This is a genomic window from Cytobacillus sp. SAFR-174 (assembly GCF_051964675.1).
In the GTDB taxonomy this organism is placed as follows: domain Bacteria; phylum Bacillota; class Bacilli; order Bacillales; family Cytobacillaceae; genus Cytobacillus.
Genome location: NZ_JBQCMZ010000002.1, coordinates 137817 through 153694, shown reverse-complemented (window position 1 = coordinate 153694; position 15878 = coordinate 137817). Strand labels below are relative to the sequence as shown.

At 44.6% G+C, this 15878-nt stretch carries 15 protein-coding genes and 1 other RNA gene; 5 read left to right on the top strand and 11 right to left on the bottom strand.

Annotated elements, in window-relative coordinates; translation table 11 throughout:
- Nucleotides 1-23: 23 nt before the first annotated feature.
- From ACTHRG_RS03005 to ACTHRG_RS02990, 4 genes are read right to left on the bottom strand one after another with little or no spacing between them, the layout of a single operon-like run.
- On the bottom strand, nucleotides 24-587 hold the full coding sequence (locus ACTHRG_RS03005; protein ID WP_440230552.1) for a TetR/AcrR family transcriptional regulator: 564 nt from the start codon (nucleotides 585-587) through the stop codon (nucleotides 24-26).
- A 53-nt stretch (nucleotides 588-640) separates the two neighbouring features.
- On the bottom strand, nucleotides 641-2251 hold the full coding sequence (locus ACTHRG_RS03000; protein ID WP_440230551.1) for a long-chain-fatty-acid--CoA ligase: 1611 nt from the start codon (nucleotides 2249-2251) through the stop codon (nucleotides 641-643).
- Nucleotides 2252-2280: 29 nt separating this feature from the next.
- Nucleotides 2281-3054 carry an SDR family oxidoreductase gene (locus tag ACTHRG_RS02995; RefSeq protein WP_440230550.1) on the bottom strand — a complete coding sequence of 258 codons (774 nt, stop codon included), beginning with the start codon at nucleotides 3052-3054 and terminating at the stop codon, nucleotides 2281-2283.
- Nucleotides 3055-3067: 13 nt separating this feature from the next.
- A complete protein-coding gene (locus tag ACTHRG_RS02990; protein WP_440230549.1) occupies nucleotides 3068-4276 on the bottom strand; it encodes an acyl-CoA dehydrogenase in 1209 nt (402 codons plus the stop codon).
- Between the two features lie 343 nt (nucleotides 4277-4619).
- Here ACTHRG_RS02990 and ACTHRG_RS02985 point away from each other — a divergent pair, with 343 nt between their 5' ends.
- Complete coding sequence (locus tag ACTHRG_RS02985; RefSeq protein WP_076257871.1) at nucleotides 4620-6272, top strand: M14 family metallopeptidase; 1653 nt, start codon at nucleotides 4620-4622, stop codon at nucleotides 6270-6272.
- 37 nt (nucleotides 6273-6309) lie between these two features.
- Here ACTHRG_RS02985 and ACTHRG_RS02980 read toward each other — a convergent pair whose 3' ends face one another.
- The 4 genes from ACTHRG_RS02980 to ssrS all read right to left on the bottom strand — a co-directional run bounded on the left by ACTHRG_RS02980 (nucleotide 6310) and on the right by ssrS (nucleotide 9181).
- Nucleotides 6310-7548: an MFS transporter gene (locus ACTHRG_RS02980; protein ID WP_440230548.1), complete on the bottom strand. Its 1239-nt coding sequence runs from the start codon at nucleotides 7546-7548 to the stop codon at nucleotides 6310-6312.
- A gap of 108 nt (nucleotides 7549-7656) precedes the next feature.
- Entirely contained in the window at nucleotides 7657-8634 is a 978-nt protein-coding gene (locus ACTHRG_RS02975; protein ID WP_440230547.1) for a ring-cleaving dioxygenase, read from the bottom strand.
- A 105-nt stretch (nucleotides 8635-8739) separates the two neighbouring features.
- Nucleotides 8740-8880 (bottom strand): hypothetical protein, encoded by a 141-nt coding sequence (locus ACTHRG_RS02970; RefSeq protein ID WP_175609081.1) that lies wholly within the window; start codon nucleotides 8878-8880, stop codon nucleotides 8740-8742.
- 104 nt (nucleotides 8881-8984) lie between these two features.
- Nucleotides 8985-9181: non-coding RNA, 6S RNA (gene ssrS, locus ACTHRG_RS02965), on the bottom strand.
- A gap of 215 nt (nucleotides 9182-9396) precedes the next feature.
- Here ssrS and fdhF point away from each other — a divergent pair.
- Genes fdhF through ACTHRG_RS02945 form a run of 4 tightly spaced genes read left to right on the top strand, consistent with a single transcriptional unit; the run spans nucleotide 9397 to nucleotide 13231 of the window.
- Nucleotides 9397-12387 (top strand): formate dehydrogenase subunit alpha, encoded by a 2991-nt coding sequence (gene fdhF, locus ACTHRG_RS02960; RefSeq protein ID WP_440230546.1) that lies wholly within the window; start codon nucleotides 9397-9399, stop codon nucleotides 12385-12387.
- Nucleotides 12362-12868: a DUF1641 domain-containing protein gene (locus ACTHRG_RS02955; RefSeq protein WP_076257875.1), complete on the top strand. Its 507-nt coding sequence runs from the start codon at nucleotides 12362-12364 to the stop codon at nucleotides 12866-12868. Before fdhF ends, ACTHRG_RS02955 begins: the two co-directional genes overlap by 26 nt.
- 6 nt (nucleotides 12869-12874) lie before the next feature.
- The gene (locus tag ACTHRG_RS02950) at nucleotides 12875-13090 is read left to right on the top strand and encodes a heavy-metal-associated domain-containing protein (protein ID WP_076257876.1); all 216 of its coding nucleotides are present in this window, start codon (nucleotides 12875-12877) and stop codon (nucleotides 13088-13090) included.
- 12 nt (nucleotides 13091-13102) lie between these two features.
- Entirely contained in the window at nucleotides 13103-13231 is a 129-nt protein-coding gene (locus ACTHRG_RS02945) for a hypothetical protein (RefSeq protein WP_258750365.1), read from the top strand.
- Nucleotides 13232-13431: 200 nt separating this feature from the next.
- On the opposite strand, the gene ACTHRG_RS02940 is transcribed toward ACTHRG_RS02945, so the two are convergent.
- From ACTHRG_RS02940 to ACTHRG_RS02930, 3 genes are all read right to left on the bottom strand, one after another.
- Entirely contained in the window at nucleotides 13432-14697 is a 1266-nt protein-coding gene (locus tag ACTHRG_RS02940; protein ID WP_440230545.1) for an L-lactate MFS transporter, read from the bottom strand.
- A gap of 124 nt (nucleotides 14698-14821) precedes the next feature.
- Nucleotides 14822-15430, bottom strand: coding sequence for a TetR/AcrR family transcriptional regulator (locus ACTHRG_RS02935; RefSeq protein WP_440230544.1), 609 nt, complete (start codon nucleotides 15428-15430; stop codon nucleotides 14822-14824).
- Nucleotides 15431-15443: 13 nt separating this feature from the next.
- Nucleotides 15444-15869 carry a DUF5392 family protein gene (locus ACTHRG_RS02930; RefSeq protein WP_335449551.1) on the bottom strand — a complete coding sequence of 142 codons (426 nt, stop codon included), beginning with the start codon at nucleotides 15867-15869 and terminating at the stop codon, nucleotides 15444-15446.
- Nucleotides 15870-15878 lie beyond the last annotated feature (9 nt).

Here is a 15878-nt window from a genome sequence, read left to right as displayed (position 1 = left end):
AGAGAGGGGCTTCCTCTCTTATTTTACATCTCTATCCCCTTTAATATCATTTCCGTAAAGATCTCTGCCACTTCCCGGTCGGATACGCTTCCCTCCGGATTGAACCACTGGTAGCTCCAGTTGGTGACGCCTAAGATGCCAAAGGCGATAATCGGAGAGTTGAGGTTTGCACGGAACTCTCCGTTCTGCTTGCCTTCTTCTATTAATTTTTCGATATTCAGCCTGAAATGATCCCTTTTTGGAATGATTTCCGATAAGCTTTCTTCACTAAGGTTGCGCATTTCCCTGAAAAAGACTTTTGCGCTGGCTCCCTGGGTTTTGATATTGCCCAGCAGCATTTGGACAATCGAAAGGAGTTTGTCTTTACAGGATTTTGACTCTTCCCCGAGGATTTCCTGCTGATTGGCCAGCATATCATCTATATAGCGAAGATGGATGTCCATCAGCAGTTGTTCTTTGCTCGAGAAATAGTAATAAAACGTGCCTTTCGTGACACCGAGGCTGTCGACGATATCCTGAATCGATGTCTCGCTGAAACCTTTCTGATCAAATAGCCGGATGCTCTTTTCAGTAATTTTTTCTTTCAATGTCAGTCCCCGCTTCTGTTAGAAAATATCGACAGCATTATATCACAAAAAGATTAACTCCGGACTTCATCCCTCAGAGCTCTTCGAAGAATTTTTCCGACATTGGTTTTTGGAAGCTCCTCTCGGAATTCTACGGCCGATGGAATTTTATAGGCAGCCAAGTTCTGCCTGCAGTATGAAATGATTTCTTCTTCAGTCGCCGTTTTACCGGCTTTCAGCACGACGAAAGCTTTAACTGTTTCACCCCGGTAAGGATCCGGGACACCAATGACGACAGCCTCCTGAACTGCAGGATGCTCATAAAGCACTTCCTCAATATCGCGCGGATAAATATTATATCCGCTGGCAATGATCAGATCTTTTTTGCGATCTACAATGTATAGAAAGCCATCTTCGTCCATTCTCGCAATATCACCGGTGTAGAGCCACCCATCCCTTAATGTAACGGCCGTCTCCTCAGGCATATTCCAATAGCCTTTCATAATCTGAGGGCCCTTGATAATGACCTCACCCAGTTCTCCATTCGGGACCTCTTCAGTACCTGCGGCCAGATCGACTACTTTATAATCAGTTGAAGGAAAGCCGATCCCAACGCTTCCAGGCTTTCTTTCTGAAAAAGGCGGATTGCAGTGTGTTACCGGGGAAGCTTCTGATAAACCATAGCCTTCGAGAATTTGTGCCCCCGTCTTTTTTTCAAAATCGCGCAGAAGTTCAACAGGCATTGGCGCGCTGCCGCTATTACAGGTTTCAATGCTGTCAATGCCAAATTCCTCTGCATGCGGATGATTGGTGATGGCCACATACATGGTTGGAACACCAGGAAATACAGATGGCTGTTCATTTTTAATTGTATTTAACACTTCCTCCACATCAAAGCGAGGCAATAAAATCGATTCATTGGCCGTATAAATGGCAAAGTTCATGCAGGCAGTCATGCCAAAAACATGGAAAAGCGGAATGACGGTTAGGAATTTTTCCCCGCCTATTTCCGTTCTTTCTTTAAAAAATTCATAGGACTGTACCACATTTGCGAGAACATTGGAATGTGTTAGCATGGCACCTTTTGACCGTCCTGTTGTTCCGCCCGTATATTGAAGAACGGCAATATCCTGCTGGGGATCAATGTTGACCGGGGTGTATTGTCCACTGCCTTCCTGTATAAAACCTTCGAATGTTTTGTCAGGTGAAAAATCTGCTTCTGTTGGCTGCAGACTGACAATGACTATATTTCTAACCTTCGTTCTGTCTTGAACACCCTTAACCCGGGGATACAGGGCATCAAACACGACAAGAGTTTCAGAACCAGAGTCATTCATGATATGCTCTATCTCGCGCTCAACCAGCATCGGGTTTACTTGAGTAACAATCGCGCCTGCTGCAAGTATTCCATAATAAGCAATCACATATTGCGGGCAATTTGGAAGCATAATGGCAACACGGTCGCCTTTTTGAACACCATTTTTCTGCAGAGATGCGGCAAATCCATAGACGGCTTTTTGAAGTTCCGCGTAATTCATCTTTTGTCCATAAAAAGATAGTGCCATATTCTGCGGATACATCGCTGTCACTTCCTGAAGCATCTCAGGCATCGACTTACTTGGAATGGTTACTTCAGCTGCAATGGATTCTGGATAGTGTGCATGCCAGGTTTTTTTATCGCTCATTTGAAATCCCTCCAACATAATTTGCCGTTTTACATTGCATGTGTGCCGCCATCGACGATTAAGACGTCTCCGGTCACATAATTTGAAGCATTAGAAGCAAGAAACAATGCGGCGCCTTTCAAATCATCATCAGAGCCGAAGCGCCTGAGCGGTGTTGCATCCAGAATGGGGTTACGTCCCTGCTCCATAATCGCCGATGACATTTTTGTAGGGAAAAAACCTGGAGCAATGGCATTCACATTGATGCCATACCTGCCCCATTTTACAGCCAGATCCTTTGTCATCGTGATGACAGCCCCTTTGCTGGTGTTATAGCCGATTGTATCCATCACCCTGGGGTCCGTGCCTCCAAGGCCGGCAACAGAGGCAATATTAATGATTCTTCCGGATCCCTGTCCGATCATGACCTTGCCTGCAGCCTGACTCATTAAAAACGTCCCTGTCACATTTACATTGATGACTTTTTGCCATGCTTCAAGCGGCATCTCCTCAGCGGGAGCTCCCCAGGTAGCACCGCTGTTGTTGACAAGAATATCGATAGTTCCAAATTCCTGAACAGTTTCTTCAACCACTTTCCGAACATCCTCCTGTTTGCTGATGTCACAGACAAGGGCTAATGTTTTCACACCAAGTGCTGCAAGGCGGTCAGCGGTTTCCTGACATGCCTCCACCTTTCTTGAACAAAGCACGACATTTGCACCTGCCTCGGCTAATCCTTCGGCAATCTGGGCACCCAGCCCTCGCCCTCCGCCGGTTATGAGTGCAGTCTTTCCGGTTAGGTCAAATAGCTCCATTACCTTCATGATTTTTCAGCTCCTATTGGTATTTTTTCAATTCAAGCTTAGCAATCTGTGCCCGGTGGACTTCATCAGGACCGTCTGCCAATCTCAGCGTTCTGGCATTTGCCCACAATGCGGCAAGCGGAACATCCTCACTCACTCCTGCTGCTCCAAACGCCTGGATTGCCCGATCAATCACCTTAAGGGCCATGGATGGCGCCACAACCTTGATCATAGCAATCTCGGTTTTTGCCACTTTGTTGCCGGCTGTATCCATCATATGTGCCGCTTTTAGCGTTAATAGTCTTGCCTGCTCAATTTCAATCCGGGAATCGGCTATCCATTCGCGGATGACTCCCTGGCTTGCGAGCGGTTTGCCAAAGGCAACGCGGTTTTGTACACGCTTACATAATTCTTCAAGAGCTCGCTCTGCAGCCCCGATCAGCCTCATGCAATGATGGATGCGCCCCGGACCAAGCCTTCCCTGTGCAATGGCAAACCCTTTCCCTTCACCCCAAATGATATTTTCAGCGGGAACTCTGACATTCTCGTATGTAATTTCAGCATGACCATGGGGAGCGTGATCATAGCCAAATACCGGCAGCATCCTCTCTATTTTTACTCCAGGGGTATCCATAGGAACGAGAATCATCGATTGCTGTTCATGACGGCTGGCGTCCGGATCGGTTTTCCCCATAACGATCGCTATCCGGCACCTCGGATCTCCTGCACCGGAAGACCACCACTTCCGTCCATTGATGACATACTTCGCACCCTGCTTTTCTATTCGTGCTTCAATATTAGTTGCATCAGAAGAGGCGACATCCGGCTCTGTCATCGAAAAGCAGGATCGCATTTCCCCTTCTAAAAGCGGCTTTAGCCACTCATTCTTCTGCTGAGCGGTGCCGTATCTTGCGAGCACTTCCATGTTGCCGGAATCAGGTGCATTGCAATTAAAGATTTCCGGTGCGATCATTGAACGCCCCATAATTTCGCAAAGCGGCGCATACTCAACGTTTGTAAGGCCTGCACCATAGTCGCTATCCGGTAAAAATAGATTCCACAATCCAGCTTCTTTTGCTTTGTTTTTCAGCTCTTCCATTATCGGCGGAATAGCACTCCATCGGTTTTCATGTTCATTCAATTGCTGTTCATATAAAGCTTCGTTCGGATAAACGTTTTCTTCCATAAACACATTTAATTTCCCTATGAGCTCCTGCACTTTTGGTGAGTATGAGAAATCCAAATTCATGTCCCTCCTCCATTAACTGACCGGTCGGTATGTTACAAGTTTAGTATAAACAATATCGAAAAATAATCAACTTGTTTTCAGAAAATTTATTTTTTTGCTATTCCATTGCCACATCCTAAGCACTGTTTTTATAGAGAAAGAAAATAGGGAATTTTTGCTAGTTACCTATTATTCTATTTCGCTCCCCGAATCATCTTAGAACTATGCACCTATAATTAATTCTTTTTAAAGAAATTCAACTTTAAACTCCTCAATTTTTACTATTCTAAATTTTTTGACACCTAAAACACTCTTACTCTATTATTGATTTGAAATTAGAAGAGGAGGAACTTAGCCTATGAAAAAATCAATAAAGAAACGAACCATTCCGGTGATTCTGTCTGTAGCCATGCTGGCTGCACCCGCCGTACAGGCTGAAACCCCCTACTACGGGAAATCATACAGCCAGCCTGAACAAATCAGACACCTTTTTCCAGCCATTGAGGTAAAGGACAATACTCCTGCCTTTTCAAGGGAAGGTGAAGCAGCATTTACTTCTCAAGAAGAAATGATGTCTTACATAAAACAGCTCGAAGCCAAAAGTCCTTACCTCACTGTGAAAACAATCGGAACTTCTCAGGAAGGCCGTGACATACCAGCCCTTTATTTCACAAAGGACAAGCAGATCAGATCAGGCTATTTATCAAAAAAGCCGATTGTATGGGTTCAGAGCCAGATCCATGGAAACGAACCTGCCAGCGGTGAATCCATCCTGGCCCTGGCTAATAGGCTTACAGGTGATTTAGGCAAAGAGCTGCTGGATGATATCAATATTATCGTGATTCCAAGGGTAAATCCTGATGGCTCCTTTGATTTTAAGCGACAGCTTGCCAACGGCCTTGACGGTAACCGCGATCACATCAAACTTGAATCACCTGAGGTCCAGGCCATTCATAAGGAATTCAATAAGTATTCACCTGAAGTTGTGATTGATGCTCATGAATATTCCGTTTACAGCAGCGCATTTAATCAAGTTGGAGAACAGGGTGCTTTGAAGTACCACGATATTCTGATCCAGTCAGGCCGAAACCTCAATATCCCGGAAAAAATCCGTCAGGCATCTGACAGTTTATTTGTCGGACCAACCATGGAAGAGCTTGAGAATAATGGCATATCCGCGGAAATTTACTATACTGCCGGCCTGGATGACCAGGGTGAAATTGAAATTATCGAGGGCTCCACTGAACCAAGAATTGGCCGGAATGCATTTGGACTTCAGCCTGCATTCTCCTTCCTTGTAGAAAGCAGAGGAATTGGCATTGGACGTGAGGATTTTAAGCGCAGAGTGAATGCCCAAATTGCCACACATGAGAGCATTCTTAAGCAAACAGCCAGTCATGCAAGACAAATTAAAAATCTGGTCGCATTTGAAAGACTAAACCTGATCAAAAAAGGCTTACTGCCAAATGACAACGACCCAATCATCATTGACAGCGAAAACAAAGAACTGGAGAATGAAACTCTTGAAATGGTAGACATCGCAACGGGCACTGTTCAGGATATTCCTGTTAAATACTTAAGTGCTACAGATGCTGAACCAACATTGGTAAGAGACAGACCAACTGCCTATTTGATTAAACCTGGTCATGAGGATGTTGCGGAAAAATTAAAAACTCAAGGTTTAAAAGGCTTTAAGCTTCCGAGAAATGTAAGCCTTCCAGCTGAAGCCTTTACAGTTACCTCTAAGGAAAATTCAGGTAGTTATGAAGGCAGGGACCTTGCAGAAGTTGAAACAGAGCTGACTAAGAAGGACATTACCTTCCCGAAAGGAACTTATGTATTTCTGACCGCTCAGCCTCAATCCAATCTGCTTTCCCTGTCGCTTGAGCCTGAATCTGTAGACAGTTATACCACCTTTGGCTATGTTCCTTCGGAAGTTGGGCAGGAATTGCCGATTTACCGTTTCACCATTGATCCTAAGAAATCAAATATGAAACCGTTTATGAAATAAAGAATAAGGAGGCTGACTCAAGGTGTCAGCCTCCTTATTAATTTGCAGCCCGTGCGCGTACTTTTTCCTTTATTAACCCTGCGCCCATCAATCCCATCAGTGAGAAGATGACCGGTATAATAAATCCGTACTGGTAGCCTGCTTCAAATGTATCCAAAACTTTTCCGAAGATAAATGGCAGAAGAACTGCGCTAAGGAAACCGCCGGTGTTGGCAAATCCTGAAACGACACCTACGTCCCGAATGTCAAATGATTTTCTGACAATCGCGAACGTCAGCGTACTTGCTCCATTTCCATAGCCCATAATCAGGAAAAGGACAATCAGGAGCGGATATGGAGGCTTACCCTGAAATAACAGAAAAGTTGCCCATCCAAGGACGGCGATGGAGTGGGCAAAAAGGTAAGGACGTTTGATGCTGCCCATCCTGCCTGATATAAAACTCATTAACGGAGCACCTATGATGGCACCAAACAATCCGATCATGACAAGCTGGCTGGAATCGGAACGGCTCAGATCATACATATCCATGCCATACGGAACAGCCCACGACCCAATGAAACCGACATAAGTGCCGACCAGGCCAAAATGACAGAAGAACGTGGCCCATGCCTGGCGGTCAGAAAAAATTCTTTTTAATATGCTTGCTGTTTTTTCTTTTGGCTCTTTTTTACCTTTCGTTTTTTTAGGCTCTATGCCCATGCGTGAAGGCTGCCAGATTAAAATGATATACAGCAATACGGCAAGAATGGTCAAAATAATGCCTACGGCCAGAAACGGGATGCGCCAGCCCCATATGGAAATCCAAATGGAAAATGGCACAGTCGCGAGTAAAAATCCAAAGCTTCCGGACATGCCTGCAAATCCAAGCAGCTTCACAAATTCATTTACCTTAAACCATCTGCCTAAAATGATGACAACATTTATCCAGATGGTTGCATCACCTATTCCAACCAGCATCCTTGCTGCGAAAAGAAGGTATTCATTCGCTGCAAAGCTGAATAATAACGTCCCTATCCCATTCAGAAGTGTTCCGGCGATTAAAAATACATTAGGGCCAAAACGGTCGGATAATATTCCAATCGGAACCTGCAGACTGGCATAGGCAAAAAATTGGATGCTTGTCAGAAGCCCAATTGCCGCAGCTGTCACGCCGAATTCCTTCATTAATTGATCTGTAATTAAACCAGGGGCTGTCCTTTGGCTCACTATCAAAAAGTATACAAATAAAACCGCGCCAAAGACGAGCCACCTGTATTTGCTGTTATGTTTCTCCACTGCTCTCTGCTCCTACATTTTTAATGAATACCCTCCATTATACCCTAAAAAAAGGCATCTGTCCTCCACAGCGTTAAAGCAATGGACTGACAGATGCCTTTGGCCTGGTTATTCTTTCACAAGATCCTTCGTGCTTCTTACTGTATCAATCGGACGGACATAGCTTTCGATTTGCTCCCTTTTCGGCTCAAGGAATGGAGGCAGTGACAGCTTTTCCCCAAGTGTTTCATAAGGCTCGTCACCCATGAAACCAGGTCCATCCGTTGCGAATTCAAATAAAATCTGCGGAGCAACACGGGAATATAAAGAACCGAAGAAGAAGCGGTCGACAAAACCTGAAGTCTGGAAACCAAATCCTCTCAAATGCTGATCCCATTCCTCTAAAACCGATTTATCTTCGACGCGGAATGCAGCATGATGAACGGTTCCGTAGCCCTGGCGAGCCTGCGGAAGAGATGGATTATATTCCACAACAACTTGTGCACCATTCCCTCCTTCACCTACTTCGAATAAGTGGAAATCTCCTTCTTGAGCGATTTCCTTAAAGTGAAGCACTTTTTCCATCATTTCTTTGAAGTATTCAAATTGAGCCACCCTTACAAAAAGCGGCCCCAGACCCGTGATCGCGTACTCCAGCGGGATTGGCCCTTTTTGCCATGGTGTTCCTGAAGGTACTCCTTTATTGGCTTCATCAGAGATCAATTGGTATTTTTGATCATCAAAATCTGTGAATGACAGAGTCTTCTTGCCGAACTGCTCCTGGATGCCGGAATGGGGAACCTCTAAGCGGTCAAATCGCTTTACCCAATATTCGAGCGCTTCATCTGCCGGAACCCGGAAGGACGTTTTCGAGATTTCATCTGTTCCGTGAGAGCCCTTCGGAATACCGGGAAAATCAAAAAATGTCATATCCGTTCCTGGACTTCCTGTGTCATCTGCAAAAAATAAGTGATAGGTTTGAATGTCATCCTGATTGACGGTCTTCTTTACTAAACGCATTCCTAATGTATATGTGAAAAACTCATAATTTTTTTCCGCACTGCTGGTGATGGCTGTAACATGGTGAATGCCTTTTAATTGATTCAAGTGTACTTCCTCCCCTTTGTTATCTATCTTAAAATAAAATATCTTTAATTCGAGATAATTTTACTTTATCACGGCATATTGCTGGTGTCAACATTACCCGGGGTCCTAGAAAAAGGATTTAATAATGTCTTCTTCATGATTGCATTCCTTGCAGATGTATTCAATTTCCAGTGCATCTTCCCTGGCGATGTGGACCGTTTCTTTTCCGCAGACTTCGCAATATCTCTTTTCCGTAACTTCCTTCATTATTCCATCTCCTGTTCATGTGTCGTTTATCTTGGTTTAACCATAATTTTAATTTCTAAACGCAAAAAAACCAGCTCCCATTGGGAACTGGTTTGATTACAGTATGTACAGCCGCCATTGCCGTAAATAATGATAAGAAAGTTTTAAACCACCACTCCTCAAAGTGGGTGTTCGCAGAAACCTTCCTGCATGTCCTCCTTGTCATATAGACGGAGGCCTGTCATTCCCGTTTCAATGTAAAACTCCCTGTTACAGCTTAAAGGTTAAAACTTTATTATGATTACGAACAATGCAGCTTGTATTTATATATTAACGGATTCTTGCGGATTTTTCAACGGGCATGCTCAGGCTTTTTTAAAGTACGAAAAATGGTTTACCAAGAAAATAAGCGCTCTTCATTAGCATCCATTTCTCTCCTCAGTTTTCCCCCCTGCCAATTCAGCCCATTTTGTAATACATTTCCCTCTTTTAACAAATACTTTTTAAATAGAACGAATGAATAGGCGGTGGTGTAGTATGGACGGTGGAAAATTCACTTTTTACTTGGATGAAAAAGAAATTCAAGCAAAGCCGGGACAGTCGATTTTTGAGGCGGCGCGGGATCATAACCACTTTCTCCCGGGGATTTGTTCTTCCCAGCCGGATTTAGGGGTTGGCGTCATACAGACGTGCGATACCTGCTACGTGGAGATTGATGGCGAACTGAAAAGGTCCTGTGCGACTAAAGCCGAGCCGGATCTAAAAGTAAGTTCGGTGTCCGTGCTGGCACAGGAAGCACAGCTTGAAGGAATGTCCCGCATATTAAAAAATCATGAGCTATACTGCACGGTTTGCGATAACAATAATGGAAACTGTGTGGTGCATAATACAGCGGAGCATTTTAAGATTGAGCATCAGAAGTATGAATTTAAGCCAAAGCCCTACCCTCAGGATAATTCAAACCCCTTTTACCGTTATGAACCGGATCAGTGTATCCTTTGCGGTCTTTGTGTGGAGGCGTGCCAGGATCTGCAGGTGAGCGAAGTGCTGAGTATCGCCTGGGACCGTGAGCAGCCGCGCGTGATTTGGGATAATGATGTGCCTATTAATGAATCCTCTTGTGTATCCTGCGGGCATTGTGTGACGGTGTGCCCATGCAATGCATTAATGGAGAAATCGATGCTCGGCAAAGCAGGCTATCTTACGAATATTCCAAAGCCGCTTCTTGAGCCGATGATTGATTTAACAAAAGAAGTTGAGCCAGGCTATAAAGAGATTTTTGCGATATCCAATGTAGAGGCGGCGATGCGGGAAGCGCGTATTAAGCGCACTAAAACGGTCTGTACGTATTGCGGAGTCGGCTGCAGCTTCGAGGTTTGGACGAAAGACCGGGAAATTCTCAAAATCCAGCCGTCACCTGAAGCCCCTGTTAATGGGATTTCAACTTGTGTAAAAGGAAAATTCGGCTGGAGCTTTGTAAACAGCAAACAGCGCCTCACCAAGCCCCTAATCAGAAAGGGCGAAAAATTTTATGAAGCGACATGGGATGAGGCCCTCTCTTTGATTGCCGAGAAATTCACTGGCATAAAAGAAGAAAATGGGCCGGATGCCCTCGGCTTTATTGCATCTTCCAAGTGTTCCAACGAAGAAAACTATCTGTTCCAGAAGCTGGCCAGGGCTATTTTTAAAACGAATAATATTGATAATTGTTCCAGATACTGTCAGACACCTGCCTCCATGGGTCTTATCCGCACAGTCGGCATTGGCGGGGACTCCGGTACGATGAAGGATATTGCAAGCTCTGAATTAATCATTGTTGTCGGTGCGAACCCGGCAGAATCACATCCTGTTCTCGCAACCCGAATTAAACGGGCACATAAATTGGCTGACCAGAAGCTGATTGTTGCCGACCTTCGGAAAAATGATCTGGCGGACCGGGCTGATTTGCATATCCATCCGAAACCGGGCACGGATCTTGTATGGCTTTCAGCTGTAACGAAATACTTTTTTGACCAGGGCTGGGAAGACCGTGAATTTCTTAACACGCGTGTGAATCAAGTGGATGAATACAAAAAGTCCCTTGAAAAATTCACGATGGATTATGCGGAAGAAACAACCGGGATCGCAAAAGAAACACTGATCAAAATGGCTGAAATGATTCATGATGCTAAAGGCACATGCATTTTATGGGCCATGGGTGTTACCCAGCACTTAGGCGGCACGGATACAAGCACCGCGATTTGCAACCTGCTTTTAGTTACAGGCAATTTTGGCAAGCCGGGTGCGGGCGCCTATCCTCTGCGCGGCCACAATAACGTGCAGGGTGCGAGTGATTTCGGGACAATGCCTACCTGGCTTCCGGGATATCAGCCAATAGAAAATGACCAAATACGCACCCGCTTTGAACAAGCCTGGGGCACAGAACTCCCTAAAAATCCTGGTCTAAACAATCATCAGATTGTAGAAGCCATCCAGGCTGGCAAAGTAAAGGCAATGTATCTTTTTGGCGAAGAAATGGGCCTTGTGGATTCGAATATCAATTATGTTCACGAAGCCTTTGAAAAACTGGATTTCTTTGTCGTGCAGGATATTTTCTTTTCCAAGACGGCCCAATTTGCGGATGTGATTCTGCCTGCAGCGCCAAGCCTTGAAAAAGACGGCACCTTCACGAATACTGAGCGGCGGATCCAGCGATTTAATAAAGTTTTCGAGCCGCTCGGGGACAGTAAACCGGATTGGCTCATCTTTCAGGAGCTTGCCAACAAGCTTGGGGCAAACTGGCATTATAACGATCCAGGTGAAATTATGGATGAAGCCGCTGAGCTTTCGCCTGTTTTTGCCGGTGTCAGCTACAAGCGGCTTGAAAACTGGGAAAGCCTTGTTTGGCCTGTTGCTCCGGATGGAACGGATACACCTTTACTCTACAAAGATCAATTTCATTTTCCGGATGGTAAAGCCCGCTTAATTACTGTGGATTGGACTCCTCCTTATGAAGCCGGAGAGGAATATGACCTTCATTTGAACAATGGAAGAATCCTGGAGCATTTCCATGAAGGCAATATGACCTATCAATCCGAAGGAATTTCCTATAAGGTGCCGGAGCTTTGGCTGGAGGTTTCTCCTGAACTGGCGGACGAGCGGAACATCAAAACCGGCAGTCTTGTGCGACTCACCTCCCCTTACGGCCATGTCAAAGTAAAAGTCTGGGTGACAGATCAGGTGAAGGGAAAAGAACTGTATTTGCCGATGCATACAACTGAAGGAATGGGAGCAGTCAACAAGCTGACCAGCAGCTATCATGACAAAATTACGCATACACCTAACTACAAGGAAATGCAGGTGAAAATGGAAGTGCTGGAACGGGACGGCGAATCACCGCTTCCTCATCATAACTTCCGGTTTGGCAGCCCGCAGCCGCATATTGGCGTCGAAACAGAGAAAAAGTGGAGCCGGGACGACTTCATCTCCATTCCGGAAATGCTGAAAAAGGAGGGTATCTACGATGGCGAAAGCGATCAAGCAAATTGAACTGGTTCAGCCTTCTGCCGAGGAAGAGCAGGCACAGGATATAGCAGGTCTTTTAACGCAGCTCAGCCAGAATCGTGAGGCCATCGCAAGTGCCATCGATATCATCGGTCAGCTGCAAAAATCTGGGATACTTGATATTATCCAGGGATTTCTGCATTCAAAAGAAAAAGTGGCTGCCATTGCGATTGACCAGGTTAACCAGCCGAACATGCACAATATCATCCGCAACGGTTTTAATACCGTCGATTTTCTGGGCTCCCTCGATCCCCAGCAGATGAATATCATGATGAGTGCTGTCACGAAAGGCCTTGATGAATCAGCAGAAGTGATGAAAAGAAATGAAAAGACCGGTGTGCTCGGGCTTATGAAAGCCCTGCGTGATCCTGACATTAATCTGGCCATGAATTCTATGCTTGGTTTTCTCAAAGGAATGGGCAGGGAAATGGGCAAAGAGCACAGTCATTATAAAACAGGAGAGTGATTTTTCATGATTACTCGAACAGTATCTATTGAAAACATGGATCAGACGGATGAAGAAAAACTAAGCAAAGCTCTGTATGATGTCTGGGGTGTACGGAAGATTAAGCTGAATTCCATGAGTGGTGAAGCAGTTATTTCATTTGATGAAGATGCTGCTTCCTTCATGGATTTTGAACAGGCTATTAAAGACTGCGGATATAGCATCCTGTCAAGTGATGAATAAGGGGGTTTTACTTTGGCAAAGGTCTGTGAAATCTGCGGGCACATAGAGGAAACGGAAGAAGAGGAATACAGTCTTGATATGCTGGTTATCTGCCCAGATTGCTCTAATGACCGCGTTCATCCATTTTCATTCGAAAAATAATAAAAGCGCAAGCGCCTTGCCCACCCCCGACAAGCACAAGACGAGCCTCCCGGAAAGGCGTTCTTTGCCTTTTTGGGAGGATTGGCTTGTGACCTCGAGGGGGTAGGCGCTGGAGCTAGACAGTTATCGAAGTTCAAAAATTATATACTTAGCTTCTAATAAAGAACTCCTGCCAGCTGACCCGGCAGGAGCTTTTCTCTTTATTCAGTCACAAGCTGGCCGCTTGTTCTTTTTTCTTTCTTAGCCGTTCTGATTTTCTTGATGTCGCGCTTCATCAGCAGGGAAACAATGAAACCGATGGCAAGCATGGTGCCAAATACATAGAAGGTAATCGTATAGCTTTGCGTATTTTCATATATGTTGGATACAAGCATAGGTCCGACCACACCGGCGATCGACCACGATGTTAGCAGATAGCCATGAATCGCGCCAAGCTGCTTGGTTCCAAACAGGTCTCCGATAAAGGCCGGAAGCGATGCAAATCCGCCCCCATAGCATGAAACAATGATATAAAGGAAAACAGAAAAGATAAACGAGTTTGTGATGAATGGAAGAATGAAGAATGCTGCCACCTGGATCAGGAAGAAGGTCATATATGTATTTCCTCTTCCAAGATAATCGGATGCAGATGCCCAGCCAATTCTTCCGCCTCCATTAAAGAGACCCATTATGCCAACGATGCTTGCTGCTGTGATGGCGCTGGCTCCAGTGATTTCCTGTGCCATTGGTGCGGCAACGGAGAGAATCATGATACCTGCAGAAATATTGATGAACATCATAATCCAAAGCAGCCAGAAACGCTTCGTCTTAATCGCTTCATTGGCAGTCATCTGTGCCAGGTCCGCTTTTACCGGCCGCTCTTCCCTGTTCTCTTCCATTCCTTCAGGTGCCCATCCTTCTGGCGGCTTAGCGATGTAAAGTGCTCCCAAAATCATCAGTACAAAATAACTGATTCCAAGGATGTAGAAGGTTGTCGGAATCGATGTGGCAATCATTAATCTGCTGGCAATCGGGCTTGTAATGAGAGCCCCTGCACCGAAGCCCATAACTGCCATCCCGGTGGCAAGTCCCCTTCTGTCAGGAAACCATTTTACCAGTGTGGAGACAGGTGCAATATAGCCAAAGCCAAGACCCAGCCCCCCAATGACACCGAAGAAAATCAGGAATAGGATATAGTTCTCCATTTGAATGGCAAAGCCGGATCCAATAATCCCAATTCCAAAGAAGACAGCGGCAATCATGGCTGACACTCTTGGCCCCCGCTTTTCTACAAACCGGCCAAAAAAGGCTGCCGCAATTCCAAGAATAAAAATGGCAATGGTAAATGCCAGTGAGACGTCGGTTTTTTCCCAGCCTAGCGTTTCTTTCAATGGATTTTGATAAACGCTGTATGCATAGACCGAACCAATTGATAAATGAATGGCGACGGCTGAAAGGGCAATCAGCCATCTGTTCTTGTTCGCCATAAATAACCCCCCTTTCCTGAATATTGTTTTATTTATTCCCCTTATAAGGAATATGCTCCATGCTATTTTTTACCTTCCCAAAAAAGCCTGTCTCTAATCCTTTTAGAGACAGGCTTTCTGAAAATCATTCTGATATGAACCCTTTTTTCAGTAAATAGATTTCTTTTTTGTAATTATGGACAGCTTCGTCGAATGGCAGATCCCCTGCAAATTTTTTAACGATATTATGAAACGTGACAGAAGAAATAATCTGCATCATATGGAAAAGCTCCTGCTCGTCCTGAATATTCAGCCGATCCTTTTTAATCAGATTGCTGATTTTCTTAAAATTTTCATTCAGGTCATTTTCCCCGAAGCTTCTTGCCATAACATTTTCGATCCGGTGCGTCATATTAAGAAACAAATTCCTCAAAAACTGCAGATTCTCTTTTTCTTCTGTAATGATGGCTGTATAAAAATCAATCATCGCATCAAAAATATCACCATTATTTTTTTGGAGCGTTTCAAGAAAGTACATTTTATAAGCAGACACATGGCTATTTAATAAGTAGAAAAAAGCATCTTCTTTGTCATCAAAATACTGATAAAAGCTGCCGCGCGGGATTTTGGCATCTTTTATGATATTGGATATGGATGCCTGGTAAAGCGGCACGCGGGCAAATTCCTTTTTGGCCGCATGGACTAAATTTTCCCGTTTGTCTTCAGGCAAATTGAAAAAAGTAATTTTCGGCAAATTTTGTTCCTCCTTATTGCCAGTCTCTTTTTTCCTCCTTTAAGAATTGGATAAAATAAGGGACAGCCTTTCTGGGATTCTCATTGATCAATGCTTGATATCTCGTTTTAATAGGATCAGAAGCAAATCGGCTTTTAGAAATCCGTTCTTTCATGTACTGTAAGCTCAGTTTTTGAATTTCCAGCTGCTGATGCTTCCCTTCTTTAGAAAGTGCGAAACCGAGCGCACCAATAATCGCGTAAATCAGAATGGCTGCCGGCGATGTTTTCTCATCCTGAACGGTGAAAAACAAAGTCATGAGATTGATTAGTGACAGAATAATCAAGGGTGTAGACCAAAAAATATATCTGGAAGCTTTTTTCATGATGGGAGATACTATTTCTTCAAGCTGTTCAAGCTCTCTTTTTACGAAATTCGGCATATCTGTCCACACTTGCATTTATTTCGT

What these genes read in the sequence shown, in the direction of transcription:
- ACTHRG_RS02930 (WP_335449551.1), bottom strand. Translation starts at nt 15,869, where the DNA reads ATGCAAGTGTGGACAGATATGCCGAATTTCGTAAAAAGAGAGCTTGAA.
- ACTHRG_RS02950 (WP_076257876.1), top strand. Translation starts at nt 12,875, where the DNA reads ATGATTACTCGAACAGTATCTATTGAAAACATGGATCAGACGGATGAA.
- ACTHRG_RS02955 (WP_076257875.1), top strand. Translation starts at nt 12,362, where the DNA reads ATGGCGAAAGCGATCAAGCAAATTGAACTGGTTCAGCCTTCTGCCGAG.
- ACTHRG_RS02970 (WP_175609081.1), bottom strand. Translation starts at nt 8,880, where the DNA reads ATGAAGGAAGTTACGGAAAAGAGATATTGCGAAGTCTGCGGAAAAGAA.
- ACTHRG_RS02985 (WP_076257871.1), top strand. Translation starts at nt 4,620, where the DNA reads ATGAAAAAATCAATAAAGAAACGAACCATTCCGGTGATTCTGTCTGTA.
- ACTHRG_RS02940 (WP_440230545.1), bottom strand. Translation starts at nt 14,697, where the DNA reads ATGGCGAACAAGAACAGATGGCTGATTGCCCTTTCAGCCGTCGCCATT.
- ACTHRG_RS02995 (WP_440230550.1), bottom strand. Translation starts at nt 3,054, where the DNA reads ATGAAGGTAATGGAGCTATTTGACCTAACCGGAAAGACTGCACTCATA.
- fdhF (WP_440230546.1), top strand. Translation starts at nt 9,397, where the DNA reads ATGGACGGTGGAAAATTCACTTTTTACTTGGATGAAAAAGAAATTCAA.
- ACTHRG_RS03000 (WP_440230551.1), bottom strand. Translation starts at nt 2,251, where the DNA reads ATGAGCGATAAAAAAACCTGGCATGCACACTATCCAGAATCCATTGCA.